Annotated in this window: 18 protein-coding genes; 11 read left to right on the top strand and 7 right to left on the bottom strand. The window is 71.6% G+C overall.

The window, feature by feature from the left end:
- The first annotated feature begins 10 nt into the window (after positions 1 to 10).
- From OG758_RS13175 to OG758_RS13165, 3 genes are all read left to right on the top strand, one after another.
- Positions 11 to 1,483, top strand: coding sequence for an amino acid permease (locus tag OG758_RS13175; RefSeq protein WP_326710164.1), 1,473 nt, complete (start codon positions 11 to 13; stop codon positions 1,481 to 1,483).
- Between the two features lie 176 nt (positions 1,484 to 1,659).
- Complete coding sequence (locus tag OG758_RS13170) at positions 1,660 to 1,983, top strand: hypothetical protein (protein ID WP_326710163.1); 324 nt, start codon at positions 1,660 to 1,662, stop codon at positions 1,981 to 1,983.
- A 67-nt stretch (positions 1,984 to 2,050) separates the two neighbouring features.
- Positions 2,051 to 2,914 carry an oxygenase MpaB family protein gene (locus OG758_RS13165; RefSeq protein WP_326710162.1) on the top strand — a complete coding sequence of 288 codons (864 nt, stop codon included), beginning with the start codon at positions 2,051 to 2,053 and terminating at the stop codon, positions 2,912 to 2,914.
- Between the two features lie 15 nt (positions 2,915 to 2,929).
- On the opposite strand, the gene OG758_RS13160 is transcribed toward OG758_RS13165, so the two are convergent.
- Complete coding sequence (locus tag OG758_RS13160) at positions 2,930 to 4,450, bottom strand: M1 family metallopeptidase (protein ID WP_326710161.1); 1,521 nt, start codon at positions 4,448 to 4,450, stop codon at positions 2,930 to 2,932.
- 203 nt (positions 4,451 to 4,653) lie between these two features.
- Between OG758_RS13160 and OG758_RS13155 the strand changes: the two genes are divergently transcribed.
- From OG758_RS13155 to OG758_RS13145, 3 genes are all read left to right on the top strand, one after another.
- Positions 4,654 to 6,621: a Xaa-Pro dipeptidyl-peptidase gene (locus tag OG758_RS13155; RefSeq protein WP_326710160.1), complete on the top strand. Its 1,968-nt coding sequence runs from the start codon at positions 4,654 to 4,656 to the stop codon at positions 6,619 to 6,621.
- Positions 6,622 to 6,632: 11 nt separating this feature from the next.
- Positions 6,633 to 7,919 (top strand): M14 family metallopeptidase, encoded by a 1,287-nt coding sequence (locus tag OG758_RS13150; RefSeq protein WP_326710159.1) that lies wholly within the window; start codon positions 6,633 to 6,635, stop codon positions 7,917 to 7,919.
- A 108-nt stretch (positions 7,920 to 8,027) separates the two neighbouring features.
- A complete protein-coding gene (locus OG758_RS13145) occupies positions 8,028 to 9,641 on the top strand; it encodes a BCCT family transporter (protein WP_326715892.1) in 1,614 nt (537 codons plus the stop codon).
- A gap of 24 nt (positions 9,642 to 9,665) precedes the next feature.
- Here the strand turns inward: OG758_RS13145 and OG758_RS13140 are convergent, their stop codons facing one another.
- Positions 9,666 to 10,625: an FAD-dependent oxidoreductase gene (locus tag OG758_RS13140; protein ID WP_326710158.1), complete on the bottom strand. Its 960-nt coding sequence runs from the start codon at positions 10,623 to 10,625 to the stop codon at positions 9,666 to 9,668.
- 66 nt (positions 10,626 to 10,691) lie between these two features.
- On the opposite strand from OG758_RS13140, the gene OG758_RS13135 reads away from it, so the two are divergent.
- Positions 10,692 to 11,717, top strand: coding sequence for an oxidoreductase (locus OG758_RS13135; protein ID WP_326710157.1), 1,026 nt, complete (start codon positions 10,692 to 10,694; stop codon positions 11,715 to 11,717).
- A 69-nt stretch (positions 11,718 to 11,786) separates the two neighbouring features.
- Positions 11,787 to 13,430: an ABC-F family ATP-binding cassette domain-containing protein gene (locus tag OG758_RS13130; protein WP_326710156.1), complete on the top strand. Its 1,644-nt coding sequence runs from the start codon at positions 11,787 to 11,789 to the stop codon at positions 13,428 to 13,430.
- A 141-nt stretch (positions 13,431 to 13,571) separates the two neighbouring features.
- Here the strand turns inward: OG758_RS13130 and OG758_RS13125 are convergent, their stop codons facing one another.
- The gene (locus tag OG758_RS13125; protein ID WP_326710155.1) at positions 13,572 to 16,067 is read right to left on the bottom strand and encodes a Tex family protein; all 2,496 of its coding nucleotides are present in this window, start codon (positions 16,065 to 16,067) and stop codon (positions 13,572 to 13,574) included.
- Between the two features lie 100 nt (positions 16,068 to 16,167).
- Positions 16,168 to 17,043 (bottom strand): SCO6745 family protein, encoded by an 876-nt coding sequence (locus OG758_RS13120; RefSeq protein ID WP_326710154.1) that lies wholly within the window; start codon positions 17,041 to 17,043, stop codon positions 16,168 to 16,170.
- 171 nt (positions 17,044 to 17,214) lie between these two features.
- Here OG758_RS13120 and OG758_RS13115 point away from each other — a divergent pair, with 171 nt between their 5' ends.
- Together OG758_RS13115 and OG758_RS13110 are read left to right on the top strand one after the other, a co-directional pair.
- Positions 17,215 to 18,222: a GlxA family transcriptional regulator gene (locus OG758_RS13115; protein ID WP_326710153.1), complete on the top strand. Its 1,008-nt coding sequence runs from the start codon at positions 17,215 to 17,217 to the stop codon at positions 18,220 to 18,222.
- A gap of 14 nt (positions 18,223 to 18,236) precedes the next feature.
- Positions 18,237 to 18,872 (top strand): DJ-1/PfpI family protein, encoded by a 636-nt coding sequence (locus tag OG758_RS13110; RefSeq protein ID WP_326710152.1) that lies wholly within the window; start codon positions 18,237 to 18,239, stop codon positions 18,870 to 18,872.
- Positions 18,873 to 18,945: 73 nt separating this feature from the next.
- Here the strand turns inward: OG758_RS13110 and OG758_RS13105 are convergent, their stop codons facing one another.
- The gene (locus OG758_RS13105) at positions 18,946 to 19,704 is read right to left on the bottom strand and encodes an enoyl-CoA hydratase/isomerase family protein (protein WP_326710151.1); all 759 of its coding nucleotides are present in this window, start codon (positions 19,702 to 19,704) and stop codon (positions 18,946 to 18,948) included.
- Between the two features lie 360 nt (positions 19,705 to 20,064).
- Here OG758_RS13105 and OG758_RS13100 point away from each other — a divergent pair, with 360 nt between their 5' ends.
- Positions 20,065 to 20,571 (top strand): ATP-binding protein, encoded by a 507-nt coding sequence (locus tag OG758_RS13100; protein WP_326715891.1) that lies wholly within the window; start codon positions 20,065 to 20,067, stop codon positions 20,569 to 20,571.
- Positions 20,572 to 20,580: 9 nt separating this feature from the next.
- Here the strand turns inward: OG758_RS13100 and idi are convergent, their stop codons facing one another.
- Together idi and OG758_RS13090 are read right to left on the bottom strand one after the other, a co-directional pair.
- A complete protein-coding gene (idi, locus tag OG758_RS13095) occupies positions 20,581 to 21,174 on the bottom strand; it encodes an isopentenyl-diphosphate Delta-isomerase (protein ID WP_326710150.1) in 594 nt (197 codons plus the stop codon).
- A gap of 115 nt (positions 21,175 to 21,289) precedes the next feature.
- A complete protein-coding gene (locus OG758_RS13090; RefSeq protein WP_326710149.1) occupies positions 21,290 to 22,573 on the bottom strand; it encodes a bifunctional class I SAM-dependent methyltransferase/N-acetyltransferase in 1,284 nt (427 codons plus the stop codon).
- Positions 22,574 to 22,710: the final 137 nt, after the last annotated feature.

Here is a 22,710-nt window from a genome sequence, read left to right as displayed (position 1 = left end):
ATCCCCCCACGTGAGCAAGGAAGCCGCCAACACGGCGCTGGACGCATCCCGCACAGATGCGTCCCAGGCGCCCGCCGACGCGGGTGACGCCGGCTACAGCAAGGACCTCAAGGCCCGCCACGTCAACATGATCGCGATCGGTGGCGCGATCGGTACCGGACTGTTCCTCGGAGCGGGTGGCCGCCTCCACTCGGCGGGCCCCGCACTCGCCGTCGCGTACCTCGTCTGCGGAGTCTTCGCGTACCTCGTGGTGCGCGCCCTCGGTGAGATGGTCGTGTACCGGCCGTCCTCCGGTTCCTTCGTGTCGTACGCGCGCGAGTTCCTCGGCGAGAAGGGCGCCTACGTCGCCGGCTGGATGTACTTCCTGAACTGGTCGATGACAGGCATCGCGGACATCACCGCGATCGCCCTGTACACCCAGTACTGGAGTGCCTTCACGACCATTCCGCAGTGGGTGCTCGCACTGATCGCCCTCGCGGTCGTGCTCGGCGTGAACCTGATCTCCGTGAAGTACTTCGGCGAGATGGAATTCTGGTTCGCGATCATCAAGGTGGCCACGCTCGTCGCCTTCCTGTTCGTGGGCATCTTCCTGATCGCCACCCAGCACCCGATCGACGGCCAGACCCCGGGCCTGAGCATGATCACGGACCACGGCGGATTCATGCCGAGCGGCACCATGTCGGTGATCCTCGTGATGCAGGGCGTCGTCTTCGCCTACGCCGCCCTGGAGCTGGTGGGTGTCGCGGCGGGCGAGACCGCCGACCCGCAGAAGGTCGTCCCGCGCGCGGTGAACTCGATCATGTGGCGCGTCGGTCTCTTCTACTGCGGCTCCGTGGTGCTGCTCGCTCTGCTGCTCCCGTCCTCGGTGTACTCGTCGGACGAGAGCCCGTTCGTCACGCTGTTCAGCAAGCTGGGCGTCGGCGGCATCGGCGACATCATGAACCTGGTCGTGCTCACCGCGGCCATGTCCAGCCTCAACTCCGGCCTCTACTCCACCGGCCGCATCCTGCGCTCCATGGCGATGTCGGGCTCCGCGCCGAAGTTCACCGCCCGCATGAACCGCAGCCAGGTGCCGTACGGCGGCATCCTGCTCACCGCCGGTGTCGGCGTCCTGGGCGTGGGCCTGAACTACCTCCTCCCGCACGACGCCTTCGAGATCGTCATCGAGGTCTCCTCGATCGGCATCATCGGCACCTGGGTCATGATCATGGTCGCCCACCTGGCGTTCGTCCGGCGGGCCAAGCAGGGCCTGATCAAGCGGCCGTCGTTCCGCCTGCCCTGGTCCCCGGTCACCGAGATCGTCACGATCGTCTTCCTGCTGCTCGTGCTCGGCCTCATGTGGAACGACCCGGACACGGGCCGCAAGACCCTGATGCTGATCCCGGTCATCGTGGTCCTGCTCGTCGCGGGCTGGTTCGCCGCCCGCCGCCGCATCCGGCGCGAGGCAACCCAGGAACTGACCAAGCTGACCGACGGCGAATAACGCCGCCACCCCCCACTGTCAGCGGCAGTCCCTACGGTGGCGTCACCTCGAAGATCACGTATGTCTTCTGTCTTCGAGGTGGCGCCACCGTGCCGTTGGGCATCGTGGTGACGGTGCAGGACCACGGGGACCGAGCCGCACGTTGCGAGTCGGGGGTGGTCGGGTAGGCCCAAGGCATGGCCCTCGTACCCCTGCCCCTGGAATTCCACCTCAAGGTGGGTCAAGTCGGCGCATCGGTCGCCCTGTTCGCTGCGGGGGTCCTCGGCCGGGCGCGGCGGTGGTCCGGCGCGCGGGGCGCGGCCGCCCCTGGGTGCGAGCAGCCGCCCCAGCTCTGCCAGTGCGCCCCCGTCCGGCCCTGCGCGGACCTCACCGCCGCGCCGCGCGGTCCGGTCGCCGCCGCCGAGACGGACCTGCGCACCTGTGTCTCGGAGCTCGCGTCCGACCTGGCTTTCCGGCTGGGCAGTGAGTCTCAGGGCAGTGGCGGCCCGGCACGCCCCTGACCGGCACCACCGGGCCCCGGGGTCGCATACTGGATCACGTATCACCCGGGAACCGCTGGGGAGCCGCATGAAGCAGCACGAGCCCGATCCGGAGCCGCCCCCGCCCGGCGGCATCCTGTGGGACATCGCAGGTGAGGTGCGGTCCCTGCTGGCGCTTCCGGCGGCGCTCACCCTTCAGGTCGCCCACCCGGCCGTCGGCGCCGGCGTCGACGAGCACTCCGTGTTCCGCACGGACCCCTGGGGCCGCGGCGAGCGCTCCCTGCGCTCGGTGATGCTGTGGGTCTACGGCGGTGACGCCGCCGCGCAGGAGGGGCGCCGCCTGCGGCAGCTCCACCGCACCATCCGCGGCACCGACACCCGGGGCCGCAGCTACCACGCGCTGACCCCCGCCTACTACGCCTGGGTCCACGCCACCGGCTTCCCCGTCTACCGCCAGGCCCAGCGCTACCTCGGGCGTCGCCCCTTCACCGAGGCGCAGGAGCGCCGGCTCTACGCGGAGTGGCTCCAGGTCGGCCGGATCCTCGGCCTGCACGACCGGGACATGCCGCAGACCGTCGAGGCGTTCTGGCCCTACTACCGCAAGGTCCTGGCCGACGAGATCGAGCTGACCACAGTCGTCCGTGAACTCGTCGCGGTCGACGTGCCTGTCCCGCCGCCCGACCGCGGGCCGCTGCCGGTCAGGCTCGCGCTGCGCGCCCTGTGGCCGGTGCTGCTGCCCCCGCTGGCCCGCTTCCGCCGCTTCCTCACGATCGGGCTGATGCCGCCCGACGCGCGGGAAGCCATCGGCCTGCCGTGGACCCCGGTCCAGGAGCGCAGGCTGCGACGCTTCGGCGCGGTCGTACGACGGGTGGCGCCTCTCCTGCCGGAGCGCCTGCGCTATCTGCCGATGGCGAGACGGGCGCGAACCGCCGAAGCGGCCCGCGCCCGCTGACAGGCACTCCGTGCGTCAGTGGTCGTGCACCGAGTTCGTCGCGGCGATCTGCTTCCACGACTTCGGCTTCGCCGGCGCCACCCCGGCCCGCGCCACCCGGTCCCGCTGCGCCGCGGCCGTGCCCGGCTTCGACGGCTGGTAGAGCCATGTGTCGAAGAGTCCCGCCAGCGGCTTGCCCGAGACCTTCTCGGCGAACTTCACGAAGTCGGAGACCTTCGCGTTCCCGTACGCGTGCTCCTGCGGCCAGCCCTTGAGGATCGCGGCGAACTTCTTCTCGCCGACCTCGTTGCGCAGCGCCTGGATGGCCAGCGCCCCGCGGTCGTACACGGCGATGTCGAACTGGTTCTCCGCGCCCGGGTCACCGGGCTTGACCTGCCAGAACGCGTCGTCGGCCGGGTGCTGCGCGTACGTGTAGTCCGCCAGCTCCTGCGCCGTGCCCTCGCCCTCCTTCTCCGACCACAGCCACTGGCTGTAGCGGGCGAAGCCCTCGTTGATCCAGATGTCCTTCCAGCCGTCCACGGAGACGCTGTCGCCGTACCATTGGTGCGCCAGCTCGTGCACGATCACCGACACGTTCGACCCGTTCGCGAACTGCTTCGGGCTGTAGAACGGCCGCGTCTGCGTCTCCAGGGCGAAGCCGGACGGCACGTTCGGGACGTACCCGCCGAGCGCGTTGAACGGGTACTTCCCGAACTTCGTCTCCAGCCACTCGGCGACCTCGGTGGTCCGCTCGACGCTCGCGCGCGCCGCGCCGTAGTTGTCGCCCAGGTCCTTGCTGTACGCGTTCACGACCGGCACGCCGTCCGCCGTCTTGTCGGTCGTGATGTCGAACTTACCGACCGCGAGGGTGGTCAGATACGTCGCCTGCGGCTTGTTGGAGCGCCAGTTGAAGCGCGTCCAGCCGAGCTTCGACGACTGCGACTGGAGCACGCCGTTGGAGATCGCCTGCGTCCCGTCCGGCACGGCCACCGACACGTCGTACGTCGCCTTGTCACGCGGGTGGTCGTTCGACGGGAACCACCAGGCCGCGGACTCGGGCTCGTTCGCCCCGATACCGCCGTCCGGTGTGCGCTGCCAGGAGGTGAAGCCGTACAGCTTCACCTCGGACGGCTTGCCGGCGTAGCGGACGACGACGGTGAACGTCGATCCCTTGGGCAGGCCCGCCGGCGGAGTGATCTCGAGCTCCTCCACGCCGGACGTGGCGAACTTGGCCTTCTTGCCGTTGACGAGGACCTCGCTGACCTTGAGGCCGAAGTCGAGGTCGAAGCGCGAGAGGTCCTGCGTGGACGTGGCGAGGATCGTCGCCGTGCCCTCCAGGAGGTCCGTCTTCGGCTGGTACTTCAGCCGCAGGTCGTAGTGGGAGACGTCGTAGCCGCCGTTCCCGTAGTCCGGGTAGTAGGGGTCGCCGATGCCCGAAGCCCCGGGCGTGCTGTCTTCTGTGGGGGACACCCCCACACCCCCGGCCGCCGCCGATGCCGGGATCGCCAGCATGAGAGCGGCCGCCAGTGCGCCCGGGGCGATGAGTCTGCGGTACACGAAAGCTCCAAGTCGTAGGGCCGTGAACGTTGTTGCCGACCCTATTCAGCCCTCCCGCCCCGGTCATGTCCATGGCTTCACGTGTCACACGATCGCCATTCGGCCGACATGTGCCATAACGTCCCACACACCTTTCACCGCACCTTTCATCGTCACGGACTGCCCTCTTTTGCGCGGGAGTTGACCGGGGTAGCTTCCGCCCCATGCCGATACCTGAGAGACGCACGCGCCCCCTGTGGAGGACGCTTGCGACAGCGGCCACCGCCGCACTCCTTGCCGTCCTCGTCTCTCCCGGGGCCGCCCAGAGTGCCGCGCCCCGCGAGTCGAAGCCCGTCTACTCGTACGACAAGGCCATCCGCGAATCCGTCTGGGTCGACACCCGGCTCGACGGGGACGGCGACGGAAAGACCGACCGGGTCGCCGTCGACATCATCCGGCCTCGCGAACCCGCCCAGCAGGGCCGCAAAGTCCCCGTGATCATGGACGCGAGCCCGTACTACTCCTGCTGCGGCCGCGGCAACGAGAGCCAGCTGAAGACGTACGACGAGCATGGCAACGTCGTCCAGTTCCCGCTGTACTACGACAACTACTTCGTGCCGCGCGGCTACGCCTTCGTCGCCGTCGACCTCGCCGGAACCAACCGCTCCGACGGCTGTGTCGACGTCGGCGGCCGCTCCGACATCCAGTCCGGCAAGGCCGTCGTCGACTGGCTGAACGGCCGCGGCAAGGGCTACACGACCCGCACGGGCACCGAACGCGCCAAGGCCGGCTGGACCAACGGCAGAACCGGCATGATCGGCAAGAGCTACGACGCCACCATCGCGAACGGCGTCGCCGCCACCGGAGTCGAGGGCCTGAAGACGATCGTCCCGATCGGCGGCATCTCCTCCTGGTACGACTACTACTTCCAGCAGGGCGCGCCCCTGTACGACAGCGGACCCGAGTGGCTGTCCGACTACGTCGAGAGCCCCGCGGCCCGCGCGCGCTGCGCCGCCGTGCAGAAGCGACTTGTCGACGAAGCGCCCAGGACCGGCGACTGGACCGGCCTGTGGGACGAGCGGAACTACGTGCCCGACGCCGCCAAGGTCAAGGCCAGTGTCTTCGTCGTGCACGGCATGCAGGACCTCAACGTCCGCGCCAAGCACTTCGGCCAGTGGTGGGACGCCCTCGCGAAGGCGGGCGTCGACCGCAAGATCTGGCTCGCGCAGACCGGTCATGTCGACCCCTTCGACTCCCGCCGGAGCGCCTGGGTCGACACCCTCCACCGCTGGTTCGACCATGAACTCCTCGGCTACGACAACGGCGTGGACCGCGAGCCGATGGCTGACATCGAACGCACCCCCGACCACTGGACCACCGACCGCGTCTGGCCGTCCCGCACCACCGACGCCGTGCGTCTGAGCCCCGCCAAGGGCAGCGCGGCCGGTGTCGGCAAGCTCGGCCTGAAGCACGGTTCGGGCACCGAGGCGTTCACCGACGACCCGAAGCTGAGCGAGACCGACTGGGCCGCGCAGATCGACAAGTCGACGCCCGACAAGGCCGGGTTCATCACCGAGCCGCTCGGCAAGGACCTGCGCCTGTCCGGCTCGTCGAAGGTCACCGTCACCGCCACCCCGTCGACCGCGACCGCCCATCTCTCGGCCGTCCTCGTCGACCTCGGCCCGGCCACCATCCGCGACTACGCCGACGCCGGCGAGGGCATCACGACGCTCACCGACCGCACCTGCTGGGGCGCGAGCACGGCCGGCGACAGCTCCTGCTTCCTGCGGACCGAGGCCAAGACCGCCGACGTCGACCGGACCGTGTTCAGCCGCGGCTGGGCCGACCTCGGCAACTACGCCTCCGACCGCACGGGCAGGCCGCTCACCCCGGGCAAGTCCTACACGATCACCCTCGACCTGGCCCCGAGTGACCACGTCGTGCCGGCGGGCCACCGCCTCGCGCTGATCGTCGCGGGCACCGACAAGGACCTCATCGACCCGCCGTCCACCAAGCCCACGCTCACCCTCGACCTGGCCAGGACGTCCGCGCTCGTCCCGCTCGTCGGCGGAGCCCACGCGTTCGCGTCCGCCACGGCCGGCACCCACACCGCCGCGCCGCGCACGCCGGCACCCGAGCGCATGGCCGACCCCCGCCCGTTCCGCCCCGTCCCGGGAGGCAGCGCCCGATGACACCGCGCTCCATGACACCCCACCTCCGTACCCTCGCCCTGGCCGCGACGGCGGCCGCCCTCGCCGCGCCCCTGCTCACGGCCCCGGCCCAGGCGTCCTCCGCGGTGCCGTGGACCGGCTTCGAGCAGCGCGACGGAGCCGGCTGGACCAGTCAGCCCGAGGAGCAGGACTTCCTCGCGGCGGTCGACAAGGGCAGTGACCGCGTCTCCGTCGAAACGGCCGGCACCACCAAGCAGGGCAGGCCCGTCCAGCTCGTCCGCATCGGTGAGCACCGGACCGCGAACACTGTGCTGCTCATCTGCAGCCAGCACGGCAACGAACCGTCCGGCCGCGAGGCGTGTCTCACCACGATCCGCGACCTCGCCTACGCCAAGGACAAGAAGACGCAGGCCTTCCTGTCCCGCACCACCCTGCTCGTCGTCCCCACCGCCAACCCCGACGGCCGCGCCGCGAACACCCGCGGCAACTCCGACGGCGTCGACATCAACCGCGACCACATCGCCCTGGACACCGCCGAGGCGCGGGCCATGGCCGCCGTCATCCGCGACCGCAAGCCCGACGTGATCTACGACCTCCACGAGTACGGGGCCACACCCAAGTACTACGACAAGGAACTCTTCGACCTCTGGCCGCGCAACCTCAACACCGACACCCAGGTCCACGACGAGGCGGAGACCCTCTCCACGGCGTACGTCCGTCCTGCCGCCAACTCGGGCGGATACTCCACCGGCACGTACGGCATCTGGACCGACCCGGTGACCGGTGAGCCCGTCAAGCAGACCGCGGGGGACGGACAGGAGCGCATCCTGCGCAACGTCTCCGGCGTGAAGCACGCGGTCGGACTGCTCATCGAGAGCCGCGTCGACCCCCGGACCGACGCGGAGAAGGCCGACCCGGCGCTCAACAACCGGCGCCGGGTCAAGAGCCAACTCTCGGCACTCGGCGGCCTGTTCACGTTCACCGACCAGCATCGCGGCAGGATAGAGGCGGCCACCGGAGCCGCCCGCGTGGCCGGATACCGCGACCGCGGACCCGTCTACGTCGGCGGCGCCGACAACGACCCGGCCGAACCCGCGGAGATCATCCAGAACCCGCCGTGCGGCTACCGTCTCGACGCGGCGCAGTACGCGGCCGTGAAGGACAAGCTGGCGCTGCACGGGATCACGGTGCGCAAGGACCGGGCGGGGGAAGGGGTGTTCGTGCCGCTGCGCCAGTCCGAACGGGCGCTCGTGACGCTGCTCCTCGACGCGCGTGCTCCGTACCACCTCATCGAGGGGGAGCCCGACACAACCTGCTGAATCCGGGGCGTTCACGTCATTTGTGGTAGGTCCTGAGGGGTGAACAATCCCGAAATCAAACCTGCCGCGGAGGCAACGGGGCGACGGAGTCCGGCGACCGACCGGGTGGTGTTCGGCGTGACAGCCGCACTCACCGTGGCGTTCGTCATCTGGGGCTCCGTCGCCACCGACTCCCTTGAGGACATCTCGACACGCCTCCTCAAAGGGCTGATCCACAACGGCGGTTGGGCGTTCATGCTGGCCGCGTCCGGCTTCGTCGTCTTCGCCCTCTGGCTGGCGATCAGCCGGTACGGGAAGATCACACTGGGCGACGAGGGCGAGACGCCCGAGTTCAGGACCGTCTCCTGGGTCGCCATGATGTTCAGCGCCGGCATGGGCATCGGCCTGATGTTCTACGGAGTCAGTGAGCCCCTCGCCCACTACACCACGCACCCGCCGGGCACCCAGCCCGTCGACTCCGCCCAGGCCATGGAGACCTCCATGGCCACGACCCTCTTCCACTGGACGCTGCACCCATGGGCGATCTACGCCGTCGTCGGACTGGCCATCGCCTACAGCACGTTCAGACGCCGCCGCCGGCAGACCATCAGCTCGGTCTTCGTACCGCTGATCGGCGAGCGGCACGCGCACGGGGCCTGGGGCCGCGTCATCGACATCATTGCGATCTTCGCCACGCTCTTCGGCTCCGCCGCGTCCCTCGGCCTCGGCGCCCTGCAGATCGGCAGCGGATTCGAGGTGCTCCACTGGATGGACAAGGCGAGCACAGGGCTCCTCGTCACCATCATCGCGGTCCTCACCGTCGCCTTCGTCGCCTCGGCGGTGTCCGGGGTGGAGAAGGGCATCCAGTGGCTGTCCAACATCAACATGGTCCTCGCGCTGATCCTGGTCGTGTTCGTGTTCATCGCCGGGCCGACGATCCTGGTCCTCGATCTCGTGCCCACGTCCCTGGGTGCGTACCTCGGTGACCTGCCGCAGCTCATCGGCAGGACGGAGGCGTCGAGCGGCAAGGGCGTCGCGGCCTGGCTGGGCAGCTGGACGGTCTTCTACTGGGCGTGGTGGATCTCCTGGACGCCGTTCGTCGGTATGTTCATCGCCCGCATCAGCAAGGGCCGCACGATCCGGCAGTTCGTCGGCGGCGTCATCCTCGTCCCCAGCACCGTCAGCCTCATCTGGTTCGCGGTCTTCGGCGGTACGGCGATGAGCCTGAAGGAGGGCGGTGCGCTCGGCAACGCCTCCACCCCCGAGGCCCAACTCTTCGGTGTACTGCACGAGTTCCCCATCGCCACCGCGACGAGCCTGCTCGTGATGATCCTCGTCGGGATCTTCTTCGTGTCCGGCGCCGACGCGGCCTCCATCGTGATGGGCACGCTCTCGCAGAAGGGCGCCCTCGAACCCGGCCGCTTCGTGGTCATCTTCTGGGGCGTCGTCACCGGAGCCGTCGCCGCCGTCATGCTCCTCATCGGCAACGGCTCGGGCAACGCGCTGACCGGCCTGCAGAACCTGACGATCCTCGTCGCCGCGCCCTTCACCCTCGTCATGATCGGGATGTGCGTGGCCCTGATGCGGGACCTGCGCCACGACCCGCTGATCGTCCGCGGAGACAGGGGCGTCGAGGCCGTCGAGGCGGCGGTCGTCGCCGGACACGAGCAGTACGACGGCGACTTCGAGATCCGGATCGGGCCGGGCCGGCGCACGGAACGTGAGGGCGACCCGATCGGCTAGCCCCGGTTCGTGCGGTCGAAGCACTCAGGAGACGGCGAGCCCGGCCGCCTCCTGGGCGCAGCCCCACGCGACCGTCACACCGGCCCCGCCCTGGCCGTAGTTGTGGACCAACACCCCGCCCCACGGCGCCCGTTCACGCTCCACCCGCACCTCGGGCCGCGCCGGCCGCAGCCCCACCCGGTGCCCGATGACCCGCGCCCCCGCGATCTCGGGCCGCACTCCCGCGCACCGCGCCACGATCGCCTCCGCCACGGCGGGATCGGGTTCGAGCGACCAGTCGTCCTCCTGCGTCGTGCCGCCCAGGATCAGCCGGCCGGGCTGCGGAAAGAAGTACGTCGAGGTGTCGGGGGAGTCACCGCCGCCGGTGAACCACGTGTCCACGCCCGGGTTCTCCACGAGGACGAGCTGCCCGCGCAGGGGGCGTACCGAATCGTCCGGTACGAGCGTCCGGGCACTGATGCCCGTGCAGTTCACCACGACCGGCGCCGCCGCGCCCGCCTCCGCGAGGTCCGTGACCTCCCGCGTTTCCACGTGCCCGCCGGCCGCCAGGAAGCGGTCCTTCAGCCACTCCAGGTGCACCGGCATGTCGATCAGCGGAAGGCGTGCCCACAGGCCCGCGCCACCCCCGTACTCCGCCGCGGTCGCCGGACGAAGCCCCGCCACCCCGTCCGCCCACGGCCCCAGACCTTCGAGGACGGTGTCGGCGTGCACGCCCTCCGCCATGCGCACGCCCGCCGGACCGGGCCGCGCCGCCAACTCCTCGTACACGCGCAGGGACCGCAGCGACCAGTCGGTCACGCGCTCCACCGGGTCGATCCTGTACGGCCACCACAGCGCGCCCGCGACCGCCGACGTCGTCAGAGGCGTGGGATCCCGCGTCCAGACCCGCACGCGCCGCCCCGTGCCCACGAGTTCAAGAGCCGTCGTCAGGCCGATGACCCCGCCGCCGACCACGATCACATCACCGCTCGCGTCACTGTCCACGAGCGGACCGTAGCGGAATGCGTCATGCCGTGCTCACATCAGCTCTTGGGTGGGAATACTCCGGACATGTCTGCCGAGTACGCGACCTTCGGCCTGGCACCGGCCATGCGCGCCGGTGGAGTTCTCACGAACGGGGACTACCAAGTCCACCGGGAGTTCCTGGACTTCATCGTGAACGGCTCGCCGCTGCTGTTCCAGCTCTCCGACCTCGACGCCGTCTCCCCGCTCGCCTCCGACATCCCGCCGGCGATCTTCACGGCCCACGTCCGCCGGCTGCTCCTCGAAGCGGACGCGCCGCTGCCCGGCGGCCGCTACGTCATCTACGGGTGCCCCGAGTGCGAGGGCCTCGAATGCGGGGCCGTCACCGCGGTCATCGAGGCGGACGGGCCCGACGTCATCTGGCGCGACTTCGCCTGGCAGACCGAGGAGCAAGCCGACCTGGAACTCAACGGCTACCACGGCATGGGCCCCTTCCGCTTCCACGGCGACGCGTACCGCGAAGCCCTGCGGCCACTGCTCGACGGCGCCGCGGGGCCGGCCCCGGACCGCCGTGTCCTGCTCATCGGGGCCCGCGTCGCCGTCCTCGCCAGACTCGCCGCCGCTCTGCGCACCATCGGCATCGGCGCCGAGATCACCCAGGACGCGGCCGGTGTGCCGCCCGAGGAACTGCGTACCTACGGCGCGGTCGCCTTCGGGCGTGCCGTCAGCGAGTCCGACCGGGCCGCGGTGCGCGAGCAGTTCGAGCGGGCGGGCGCCGAGGCGGCGTACGTGGACGGGCTCGCCCCGATCATCCCGCTTCTCGTCGCCCAGATAGAGAGTGCCCTGGACCGTCGCGCCGTCCCGCAGCGGCGCCTCACCCGCCTCGTCGCCGCCGACGGGGAGGCGGGCCTGGAGGTCACCTCCGCCTGCCGGGTCCGCCTCACCGCGTACCGCCTCGACCGGCTCTACCGCACCCACGCCGAGGACGTCTTCGACGCCGTACTCGAACCGGGCCGCCACCGCATCGCGCTCGACCCGAAGGCGACCAGGGGCGAGTCGTTCGTCGTGGCCCGCACCACGGGGAGCGTGCTGGTGGCGTCCATGGCCCGGTGAGGGGGGTCCTGCGCCGGCGGGGAGCGGCGGGCGTGGGCGGTCCGCCCGATCGCTAAAATCGGCGGTCTGATGACTGCCACTCTCGTAGCCAAGAACCTCGCCGCCGGGCACGGCGACCGGTCCCTGTTCGCCGGGCTCGACCTCGTGGTCGCGCCCGGCGACGTGATCGGGCTCGTCGGCGCCAACGGCGCCGGGAAGTCCACGCTCCTCAAACTCCTCGCCGGCCTCGACACTCCCGAGCAGGGCGAGCTGCGGCTCTCGCCGCCCGGCGCGACCGTGGGGCACCTGCCCCAGGAGCCGGAGCGCCGTCCCGGCGAGACCGTGCGCGAGTTCCTCGCCCGGCGCACCGGCGTCGACGCCGCGCAGCGCGCCATGGACGAGGCCACCCAGGCCCTCGTCGACGGGGCGCCGGGGGCCGACGACGCCTACTCCGTCAGCCTGGAGCGCTGGCTCGACCTCGGCGGCGCCGACCTCGACGAGCGCGCCGAGGAGATCACCGGCTCCCTCGGCCTCGGCGTCGGCCTCGACCAGGCGATGACCTCGCTCTCCGGCGGTCAGGCGGCCCGCGCGGGTCTCGCCTCGCTGCTGCTGTCCCGCTACGACGTGTTCCTGCTCGACGAGCCGACCAACGACCTCGACCTGGACGGCCTGGAGCGCCTGGAGTCCTTCGTGCGCGGGCTGCGCGCCGGCACGGTCGTCGTCAGCCACGACCGCGAGTTCCTGACCCGCACCGTCACCAAGGTCCTCGAGCTCGACCTCGCCCAGCAGGAGATCAACCTCTACGGCGGTGGATACGAGGCCTACCTGGAGGAGCGCGAGGTCGCCCGCCGGCACGCCCGCGACGAGTTCGACGAGTACGCCGACAAGAAGGCGGCTCTCGAAGGCCGCGCCCAGATGCAGCGCGGCTGGATGGACAAGGGCGTCAAGAACGCCCGCCGCAAGGCCACGGACAACGACAAGATCGGCCGCAAGTTCCGCAGCGAGGCCAGTGAGAAGCAGGCGGCCAAGGCCCGGCAGACGCAGCGCATGATCGAGCGCCTGGACGTCGTGGACGAGCCGCGCAAGGAGTGGGAGCTGCGCATGGAGATCGCGGCGGCGCCGCGATCCGGCGCAGTCGTCGCCACGCTGCGCGACGCCGAGGTGCGGCGCGGCGACTTCACGCTCGGTCCGGTCGCGCTCCAGATCGACTGGGCCGACCGCATCGCGATCACCGGGGCCAACGGCGCCGGGAAGTCGACGCTGCTCGGCGCGCTCCTCGGCCGGGTGCCCCTGGACGCGGGGCACGCGACGCTCGGCTCCGGCGTCGTCGTCGGCGAGGTCGACCAGGCGCGGGCCCTGTTCCACGGCTCGGAGTCGCTGCTCGACGCGTTCTGCGCGGCCGTGCCGGACACCGAGCCGGCCGACGTGCGCACGCTGCTCGCGAAGTTCGGCCTGAAGGCCGAACACGTCCTGCGGCCGGCGGCCACGCTGTCGCCGGGCGAGCGCACCCGCGCCGCGCTGGCGCTGCTCCAGGGCCGCGGCGTCAACCTGCTGGTCCTGGACGAGCCGACCAACCACCTCGACCTGCCCGCCATCGAACAGCTGGAGTCGGCGCTCGACTCCTACGAGGGCACGCTCCTGCTCGTCACCCACGACCGCCGCATGCTGGACGCCGTCAGGACGCAGCGGCGCCTCGAGGTCGCCGACGGCAAGGTGACGGAGCTGTCCGTCTGACGTTCTGCGGCGTGGGCTGACGGGTGCGCGTGGGCCGACGTGTGCTGCGCAGGCCGACGCGTGGCCCGGGCCGACGTGTGCCGCCCGCGTCGGCGTGGCACCCGGGGCCGGTCACCTGCGTGGTGACCGGCCCCGGGTGTGTCAGCGCCCCTTCGGGTCGAGCAGGCCCGCGCGGCGCAGCGCCTCGGCCATCTCGCTGTTCGCGGGCGCGGGCGCGGACGCGCCACCACGCCGCTGTCCCTGAGGCTGCTGCCGCTGGCCCTGACCTTGCCCCTGGCCCTGCTGGCGTCGGCCCTGGCCGCCCTGACCCTGACCGCCCTGTGCCTGGCCCTGGCGCTGCTGCCCCCGCTGCTGCGGCGGGCGCCCGCCGCGCTCCCTGCGGCCACCGCCGCCACCGGCGCCTGCCCCGCCCCCGGCACCCGGCTCGCCCGCCGCCGCCTCGTCGTCGAGGCGCAGCGTCAACGAGATCCGCTTGCGCGGGATGTCCACGTCGAGGACCTTCACCTTGACGATGTCACCCGGCTTCACGACGTCCCGCGGGTCCTTCACGAACGTCTTCGACATCGCGGACACATGCACGAGCCCGTCCTGGTGCACACCGACGTCCACGAACGCGCCGAACGCCGCCACGTTCGTCACGACGCCCTCGAGGACCATCCCGGAGGCCAGGTCGGAGATCTTCTCGACGCCGTCCTTGAAGGTCGCCGTCTTGAAGGCGGGACGCGGGTCGCGCCCCGGCTTCTCCAGTTCCCTCAGGATGTCCGAGACCGTCGGCAGACCGAACTTGTCGTCCACGAACTCGGCCGGCCGCAGCCCGCGCAGCGCCGCCGCGTTCCCGATCAGGGACGCGACCTCGCCGCCCGTCGTCTTCACCATGCGCCGGACCACGGGGTACGCCTCCGGGTGCACGGACGACGCGTCGAGCGGGTCGCCGCCGCCGCGGATCCGCAGGAAGCCCGCGCACTGCTCGTACGCCTTCGGGCCCAGCCTGGACACGTCCTTGAGCCCCTTGCGGGACGTGAACGGGCCGTTCGCGTCGCGGTGCGCCACGATGTTCTCCGCGAGGCCCGAGCCGATGCCGGACACGCGGGCCAGCAGGGGAGCGGACGCCGTGTTCACGTCCACGCCCACGCCGTTCACACAGTCCTCGACGACCGCGTCCAGGGAGCGCGACAGCTTCACCTCGGACAGGTCGTGCTGGTACTGGCCGACACCGATCGACTTCGGGTCGATCTTCACCAGCTCGGCCAGCGGGTCCTGGAGACGGCGGGCGATCGACACGGCGCCGCGCAGCGACACGTCCATGTCGGGCAGCTCCTGCGAGGCGAAGGCCGACGCCGAGTACACGGACGCGCCCGCCTCCGACACCATCACCTTGGTGAGGTTCAACTCCGGGTGCTTGGTGATCAGTTCACCGGCGAGCTTGTCGGTCTCGCGCGACGCCGTGCCGTTCCCGATCGCGATCAGGTCGACCTTGTGCTCCTGGGCGAGACGGGCCAGCTTGGCCAGCGCCTCGTCCCACCGGTTCGCGGGCACGTGCGGGTGGATGACGTCCGTCGCCACGACCTTGCCCGTCGCGTCGACGACCGCGACCTTCACGCCCGTACGGAAGCCGGGGTCGAGGCCCAGCGTCGCGCGCGTGCCCGCCGGGGCGGCGAGCAGCAGGTCCCGCAGGTTCGCCGCGAAGACCTGCACGGCCTCGTCCTCCGCCGCCGTGCGCAGCCGCAGCCGCAGGTCGAGGCCGAGGTGCACCAGGATGCGGGTCCGCCAGGCCCAGCGCACCGTGTCGGACAGCCACTTGTCCCCGGGCCGTCCCTGGTTCCTGATCCCGAACCGGTCCGCGACGATCGGCTCGTACGAGGACGGGCCACCGGCCGTGTCCCCCGGCTCCTCCGGCTCCAGGGTCAGGTCGAGGATGTCCTCCTTCTCGCCGCGGAGCATCGCGAGGATCCGGTGGGAGGGCAGCGCGGTGAACGGCTCCGAGAAGTCGAAGTAGTCGGCGAACTTCGCGCCCGCCTCCTCCTTGCCCTCGCGGACCTTGGCGGCCAGCTGTCCCCGGCCCCACATGCGCTCACGCAGCTCGCCGATCAGGTCGGCGTCCTCGGAGAAGCGCTCGGTGAGGATGGCGCGGGCGCCGTCGAGCGCGGCCTGCGCGTCCGCGACGCCCTTGTCGGCGTCGACGAACGCGGCCGCAGCGGCGGCCGGTTCCACCGTGGGGTCCGCGAGCAGCCCGTCCGCCAGCGGCTCGAGCCCCGCCTCACGCGCGATCTGCGCCTTGGTGCGGCGCTTCGGCTTGAACGGCAGGTAGATGTCCTCGAGGCGCGCCTTGGTCTCGGCGGCCATGATCTGCGCCGCCAACTCGTCGGTCAGCTTGCCCTGTTCCCTGACCGAGTCGAGGACCGCCGCGCGCCGCTCCTCCAGCTCCCGCAGATAGCGCAGCCGCTCCTCGAGGGTGCGCAGCTGCGCGTCGTCGAGCATCTCGGTCGCTTCCTTGCGGTAGCGCGCGATGAACGGGACCGTCGAACCGCCGTCGAGCAGCTCGACGGCGGCCTTCACCTGCCGCTCCCGTACGCCGAGCTCCTCGGCAATCCTGCCTTCGATGGACCCCGTGATGGGGCCTGCGCTGGGTGTTGCCACGATGCCGTACCGCCTTCTCAACTGAGGGTGCGCGGCAATTGTGGCAGGTGGCGCCGACAACGGGGGGCAGCCCACCGGCCTGCCGGCGCCGGGTGTCCGTTCAGGCGGCCTTGCCGATCAGGTCGGCCGGGAACGCGCCCGCGCCGAGTGCGGTGCCCATGAACCCGCCCGCCAGCTCCGTGAGCCGGGCCACGCCCGCCTCGCCCAGGTGCGCGTACGGCTCCCGGTCGAGCCGGTCGGTCTGCGCCTCCAGATCGCGGCGCAGCGCCACCCCGAGCTCGGTCAACTCGCCCTGCGCGTCGAGCACCTTGCGCTCCCGCAGCCGGTCGGCGGCCGAGTCGAAGTCCTCGTGGGTCCAGCCGCGCGTGGCGAGCAGCCACTTCGGGGCCATGCCCTTGCCGGTCGCCACATGGCTCACCAGCGCCTCGACGGGGTCGAGGTCGGCGGCGAGCAGCGCGGCCAGGTGCCCGTCGCCGCGGTGCTCACGCAGCAGGGTGGCGGCGTGCCAGAACGCGAGGTGCGGCTCCCCGGGCACCGGCAGGTCGGCGTGGCCGGCGTAGAGCGGCCGGGCGTGGCGGGTGCAGGCCTCCGTGGCCCGCAGCGCGAGCGTGGCCGCCTCGGCCATTTCCGGGGAGGTCACGATCTCGTCGCCGAGGAGCCTGCGCAGCGTCGAGTCGACGGCACGCGCGCGTGCCGCGAGGACCGTCTCCGGGGAGGCCGTCTCCCACACCGCGGGCACATGTTCGGCGACGAGCTCGTGCTTGAAGTTGTAGAACGTCGCCGTCACGGTCCCGGCGCCGACGGCCCCCATCGCCGCCGCGCGGGCCGCGAAGTACGCCGCGCTCCGATGGGCGATCCCGATGGCGCCCAGCTCCTTGCCCAGGTCGGGCGAGAAGTAGTGCATCGAGTGGAACGGGTTGAGCATGTTGTGGCAGCGGCGGGCGGCGCGGGGGTCTGAAGCCGGGGAGGTCGTCATGCGAGTACGTTACCGACTGGTTGGTACGGGCGGAACGTGCGGGGCGCGGACCATTCGCCGAACCGTTCGCCGAGCCGCCGGCCGGACCGCTCCCACCGCACCAGGCCCTATGGCAGGAAAGGTGGGGAACTCGTCGTTGCGGCCGTCGTGCCGTGCCCGAACACTGGCTGCATGGCCGCCCGCACCGTGCTCATCCTGTTGTTCGACGACGTCCAGAGCCTGGACGTGACCGGCCCGGCAGAGGTCTTCGCCGGGGCCGCCCTCTGCCAAGGGCCGCGCCCCGCGGACACGTACCGCATCCGCACCGCCTCCCTCGACGGCGGTCTCGTCCGCACGTCCAGCGGTCTCACGCTCGTCCCCGACCACGCACTCGCCGACGCGCCCACGCCGCACACGCTCCTCGTCCCCGGCGGCCGCGGCACGCGCCGCCCGGATCCGCGCCTGACCGCCTGGCTGCGGGAGCACGGCCCGCGCGCCCCACGTCTCGTCTCCGTCTGCACGGGCGCTATCCTGCTCGCCGAGGCGGGCCTGCTCGACGGCCGCCGGGCGACCACGCACTGGGCGTACTGCGACCGCCTCGCCCGCGACCACCCCGCCGTCGAGGTCGACCCGGACCCCATCTACGTACGCGACGGGAACGTGGCGACCTCGGCCGGCGTCACCGCGGGCATCGACCTCGCCCTCGCGCTCGTCGAGGAGGACCACGGCCGCGACACCGCGCTGACGGTCGCCCGCCACCTCGTCGTGTTCCTGCGACGCCCGGGGAACCAGGCCCAGTTCAGCGCCCAGCTCTCCGCCCAGACCGCGCGGCGCGAGCCGCTGCGCGAGGTCCAGCACTGGATCACCGAGCACCCCGACGACGACCTCTCCGTCGAGTCGCTCGCCTCCCGCGCCCGCCTCTCGCCACGCCACTTCGCCCGCGCCTTCCAGGCGGAGACCGGCATGACCCCGGGCCGGTACGTCGATCTGGTCCGCCTCGAACAGGCGCGCCGCCTCCTGGAGGACACCTCCGACGGCGTCGAGAAGATCTCCCGCACCTGCGGCTACGGCACCCCCGAAGCCATGCGCCGCGCCTTCGCCAGAACGCTCGGCGCGTCCCCGGCCGAGTACCGCCGCCGCTTCTGCGCACCCGGAACCCGTACACCGGGCCGGCGCCCGTCCGAATCCCGCACATCCTGACCGAAAGGCACCCGATGAAGATCGCCATCGTCCTCTTCGACCGCTTCACCGCGCTCGACGCCGTCGGCCCCTACGAGACGCTCGGCAGGCTCCCCGACGCGGAACTCACCTTCGTCGCCGAGCGGACCGGGCCCGTGCGGTCGGACACCGGGCGGCTCGCCCTCACCGCCGACAAGGCACTGTCGGAGCTGACCGACCCGGACGTCGTCGTCGTCCCCGGCGGCCCGGGCCAGAGCGCGCAGATGGAGAACGAGGTGCTGCTCGACTGGCTGCGCACCGCCGACACCACCAGCACCTGGACGACCTCCGTGTGCACGGGTTCCCTGCTCCTCGCCGCTGCCGGTCTGCTCGACGGCCGGCGCGCGACGTCGCACTGGCTGGCGCGCGACACGCTCAAGCAGTTCGGCGCCGAGCCGACGGGGGAACGGGTCGTCGTCGACGGCAAGTACGTCACCGCCGCCGGGGTCTCCTCAGGCATCGACATGGGCCTGACCCTCGTCGGCACGATCGCGGGCGACGATCACGCGCAGGCCGTACAGCTGCTCACCGAGTACGACCCGCAGCCGCCCTACGACGCGGGTTCGCCCGAGAAGGCCCCCGCGCACCTCGTCGAGAAGTTCCGCGCGGAGAGCCGCTTCATCCTGGAGTAGTCCAGGAGGCCGGCTTCACCTTGTGCTGGTCCAGGAGACCGGCTTCACCCTGAGGCGGTCCAGGAGGTCCGCCTCACCCTGACGTGGTCCACGTGAAGTGCGGCTTCCTGCGCTCCAGGAACGCGGCGACGCCCTCCGCGGTGTCGCCGCTTCCGCGCGCCTGCTCGGCCCAGTGCGCCGTCCGGTCCACGCGCCCGTCGGCGAACTCCTTCGCCGCGGCCTGCGTCAGCTGCGAACGCTCACCGAGAATCCGCGCGAACTCGCCGACGCGCTTGTCCAGTTCGTCCCCGGCGAGCACCTCGTCCACGAGCCCGGTCCGCAGGGCGCGCTCCGTACCGATCAACTCGCCCGAGAACAACAGGTACTTGGCCGTCGCGGGTCCCACCAGGGAGGCGAGGCGGCGCGTCGAGCCCGCCGGGTAGACGATCCCCAGCTTCGACGGGGTGACCCCGAACAGTGCGTCCTCGGTCGCGAACCGCAGGTCACAGGCCGCCGCCAGCTGACAGCCGCCGCCCACGCAGTACCCCCGCACCGCGGCCAGCGTCGGCTTGGCGAAGGCCGCGAGCGCCTCCTCGGCCGCGACCGCGAGCTCCTGCGCCCGCGACCCCGAGCCGCCGAGCGTGGAGATGTCGGCGCCCGCGCAGAACGTCCCGCCCGCCCCGGTCAGCACCAGCACCCGCACCGCCGGGTCGGCCTCGAGCCGGGCGAGCAGCGGCGGGAGCGAGCGCCACATGCCGTCCGTCATGGCGTTCCGTTTGGCGGCGTGGTCGATGACGACGGTGGCGATGCCGTCGGTGACCGAGTGTGTGAGCTGCGGCAGCGTGTGGGACATGCGCCGGATGCTATCCGCAGGGCTCGAACACGCGATCAACAAGGGGCGGCTGCACCTTGACGTGCCCGGCCCAGGCCACTGACACCCCCTCCCCAGACGGACACCCGTGGGCACATGACCCGTCGGAGCAGCCCTGAGATGCGTTACCCGCCCCGGCTGAAGCCGGGGATACCCGCGCAAGAGAAGGGATGGAAGAGGAAACTAGAACGGCAGGATCAGTCGCACACCTGACGCTGTCATACGCCAACGGTCAAATTGCGTCGATACTCGCTGACTTCTGATCAGTCATTCGGTACGGACCAGTTGATTCCCAACACTCGATGCGTGGTGACAATCGAGCGCAAGGGCGGCGACCGGACGATGAGCGACCAGGGGTGGGGGTCCCGCCCGAGTCCTCAAGGCACTGGGGGAGCGCCTCCGGTGCAGGAACCGGGAAGTCCGCTGCCGTACGAGGGGGTCTGGCGCTTCACGGCGCAGGCCGTCGACGCGTCCGTGCCGCAGGCCCGGCACGCCGTACGTGACCTGCTGGTCCGGCAGGGCGTACCCGCCTCCGACGACCTCGTCCAGGGGCTGCTGCTCATCGTCTCCGAGCTGGTCACCAACGCCGTGCGGCACGCGGCCCTGCTCTCGCCCGTCCTCGCGGTGGAGGTCGCCGTCGGCGCCGAGTGGGTGCGCGTCTCCGTGGAGGACGAGCACCCCTACCGCCCGACCGCCCTGGAGGCCACCGACGGGCAGACGGGCGGGCGCGGCCTCCTCCTCGTACGCGAGGTCACCCGGGAGGCGGGCGGGGTGTGCGACGTGGAGCACACGGCGAGCGGGGGCAAGGTGATCTGGGCCGCCCTGCCCCTCAAACCCGCCGGCGTCTGAGCGGCGGACTCACCAGCCGGCGGACGGCCCCGTCAGCTCCCGGATCGCCGGCCGCGCCGCGTCCAGCACGGTCATGAACCATGCCGAGAACGGCCCCTGGGCGTGCCGCACGGCCAGCTCATCCGCCGTCACATACGCGGTCTCGCCCACCTCGGAGGGGTCCGGCCGCAGCGGCGCCTGGACCATCCCCACGAACAGGTGGTTGAACTCCTGCTCCACCAGGCCCGAGTCCGGGTCCGGGTGGTTGTAGCGCACCGTCCCCGCCTCCGCGAGCAGCGAGGGCGAGACCCCCAGCTCCTCGAACGTCCTGCGGGCGGCCGCGGCGAACGGCGCCTCGCCCGGATACGGGTGCCCGCAGCACGTGTTCGACCACACGCCGGGGGAGTGGTACTTGCCGAGCGCGCGCTGCTGGAGCAGCAGCCGGCCCTGTTCGTCGAAGAGGAACACGGAGAACGCTCTGTGCAGCTGTCCGGGCGCCTGATGCGCGGAGAGCTTCTCCGCCGTGCCGATCGTCCTGCCGTCCTCGTCCACGAGTTCCAGCAAGATCGCTTCTCCGGTGCCGTTCGACGAACTGTTCGCCGCGGTGGCAGGTGTGGTCGGCATACCCATCCTTCGCTTCGGTCCTCGAACCCCAAGTCTGCCGTACCGGACAGACGGTCCCGGCACTTGGCAGCGCCCGCATGTCCCGCCCGGCGGGCCGGGCGGGACATGCACAGGGTCAGACGCCGAACGCGGCCGGGTAGGTGATCGTGCCCTGCGGCACCTGCCAGGAACCGTCCGCCGCGCCCACGACGAGCGCCATCATCGCCTCATCGGGCACCTCGAACCCGGGCTGGATGCCGTATCTGGAGGCGGGCGTGCAGTGCCATCCGGGGGACACCCCCGGACCCCCGGCGAACCTCGAGTAGTACTCCGGGTGCCCGAGTACGAGGACGAGCCGCTCCCCGCGCGCGCGTGCCGCGTCGAGCACCGCGCTGACGACGGCCGAACCGGCGCCCGTGCGCTGGTGTCGCGGAAGTACCGCGACGGGTGCCAGGGCCGCCGCGGGCGCACCGCCGACCAGGCAGCGGGTGATCAGCGCGTGCGCCGCCACGGTGCCGTCCGGCGCCTCGGCGACGTACGACAGGCCGGGCAGCCACGCGTCGGTGTCCGCCCGCAGGGCGTCCACCAGGTCGGCCTCCGCCTCCGTCGGGAAGGCGGCGGCGTTCACGGTGTGCACGGCCGCGGCGTCGGCGGCCGACTCCGGCCGCGTGGGCCACGTCGTCGCGGGGCGCAGCGCGTAGCCGGTGTAGCCGTAGTCCTCGCCGTGGTCGCGCCGCATCGCCAGCTCGGCGCGCGCGCCCGCGAGGGCGTCGGCCATGCCGGGTGCCCGCGGGTCCGCGGCGGCTGCGCGCTCGGCGAGCGGGCCGTAGTACTCGTCCCAGTCGGACTCGGGCTGTCGGTGGACGCCGAGCACGGAGTACCCGGCGCCGGTGCAGGCCCGGAGGTTCTGCTCCGTCGTCCGCAGCGCGCAGTGCGGCTCCCAGAAGGCGCGTGCTTCGGGGGACGGATCGGCGGTGGTCCACTCGCACTCGGTGAGCACGAGCGAGCCGCCCGGGGCGAGCAGCCGCTTCCACCGTCGCAGCGCCTGGTCGAAGCCGATGGAGTACGCCGAGCTCTCGGCCCAGATCAGATCGAACGAAGCATCCTGATAGGGGAGTTCGCCCATGTCGGCGTTGACGGGGTGGATCCGGTCGGCGAGGCCCCGCGCCTTCGCGGTGACGCGCAGTTCGTCGAGGAACGGCTCGTGGAGGTCGACCGCGGTGACCTCGCCGCCGGTCTCGGCGGCCAGGAGCAGAGCGGAGCGGCCGGGGCCGCAGCCGAGGTCGAGCACGCGCGGGCGCTCGGGCAGCGGCCCCACGAGGGAGAGGAGTCGCAGGGTGGTGGAGTCGGAGCCGGGGCCCTGCCGGGGAAGTCCGTGGTGCAGGGCGAAGAAGGCGTCACGTACGACGTTGTCAGTCAACGGTTGGAACCCTTGGGTGTGAGGGCCCCGCCGACGCGCACCCCGACGACCGAAAAAGGGAGGGGGAGGGTCAGCCGGTGGCCCGGGAGATGGGGATGCACCTGTCGCTGCGCGGGGCAGCGCTCACCGCGACGACA

This window comes from Streptomyces sp. NBC_01474, from assembly GCF_035918215.1.
GTDB classification, from domain to species: domain Bacteria; phylum Actinomycetota; class Actinomycetes; order Streptomycetales; family Streptomycetaceae; genus Streptomyces; species Streptomyces aureus.
This window is presented reverse-complemented; position numbering and strand designations above follow the sequence as displayed.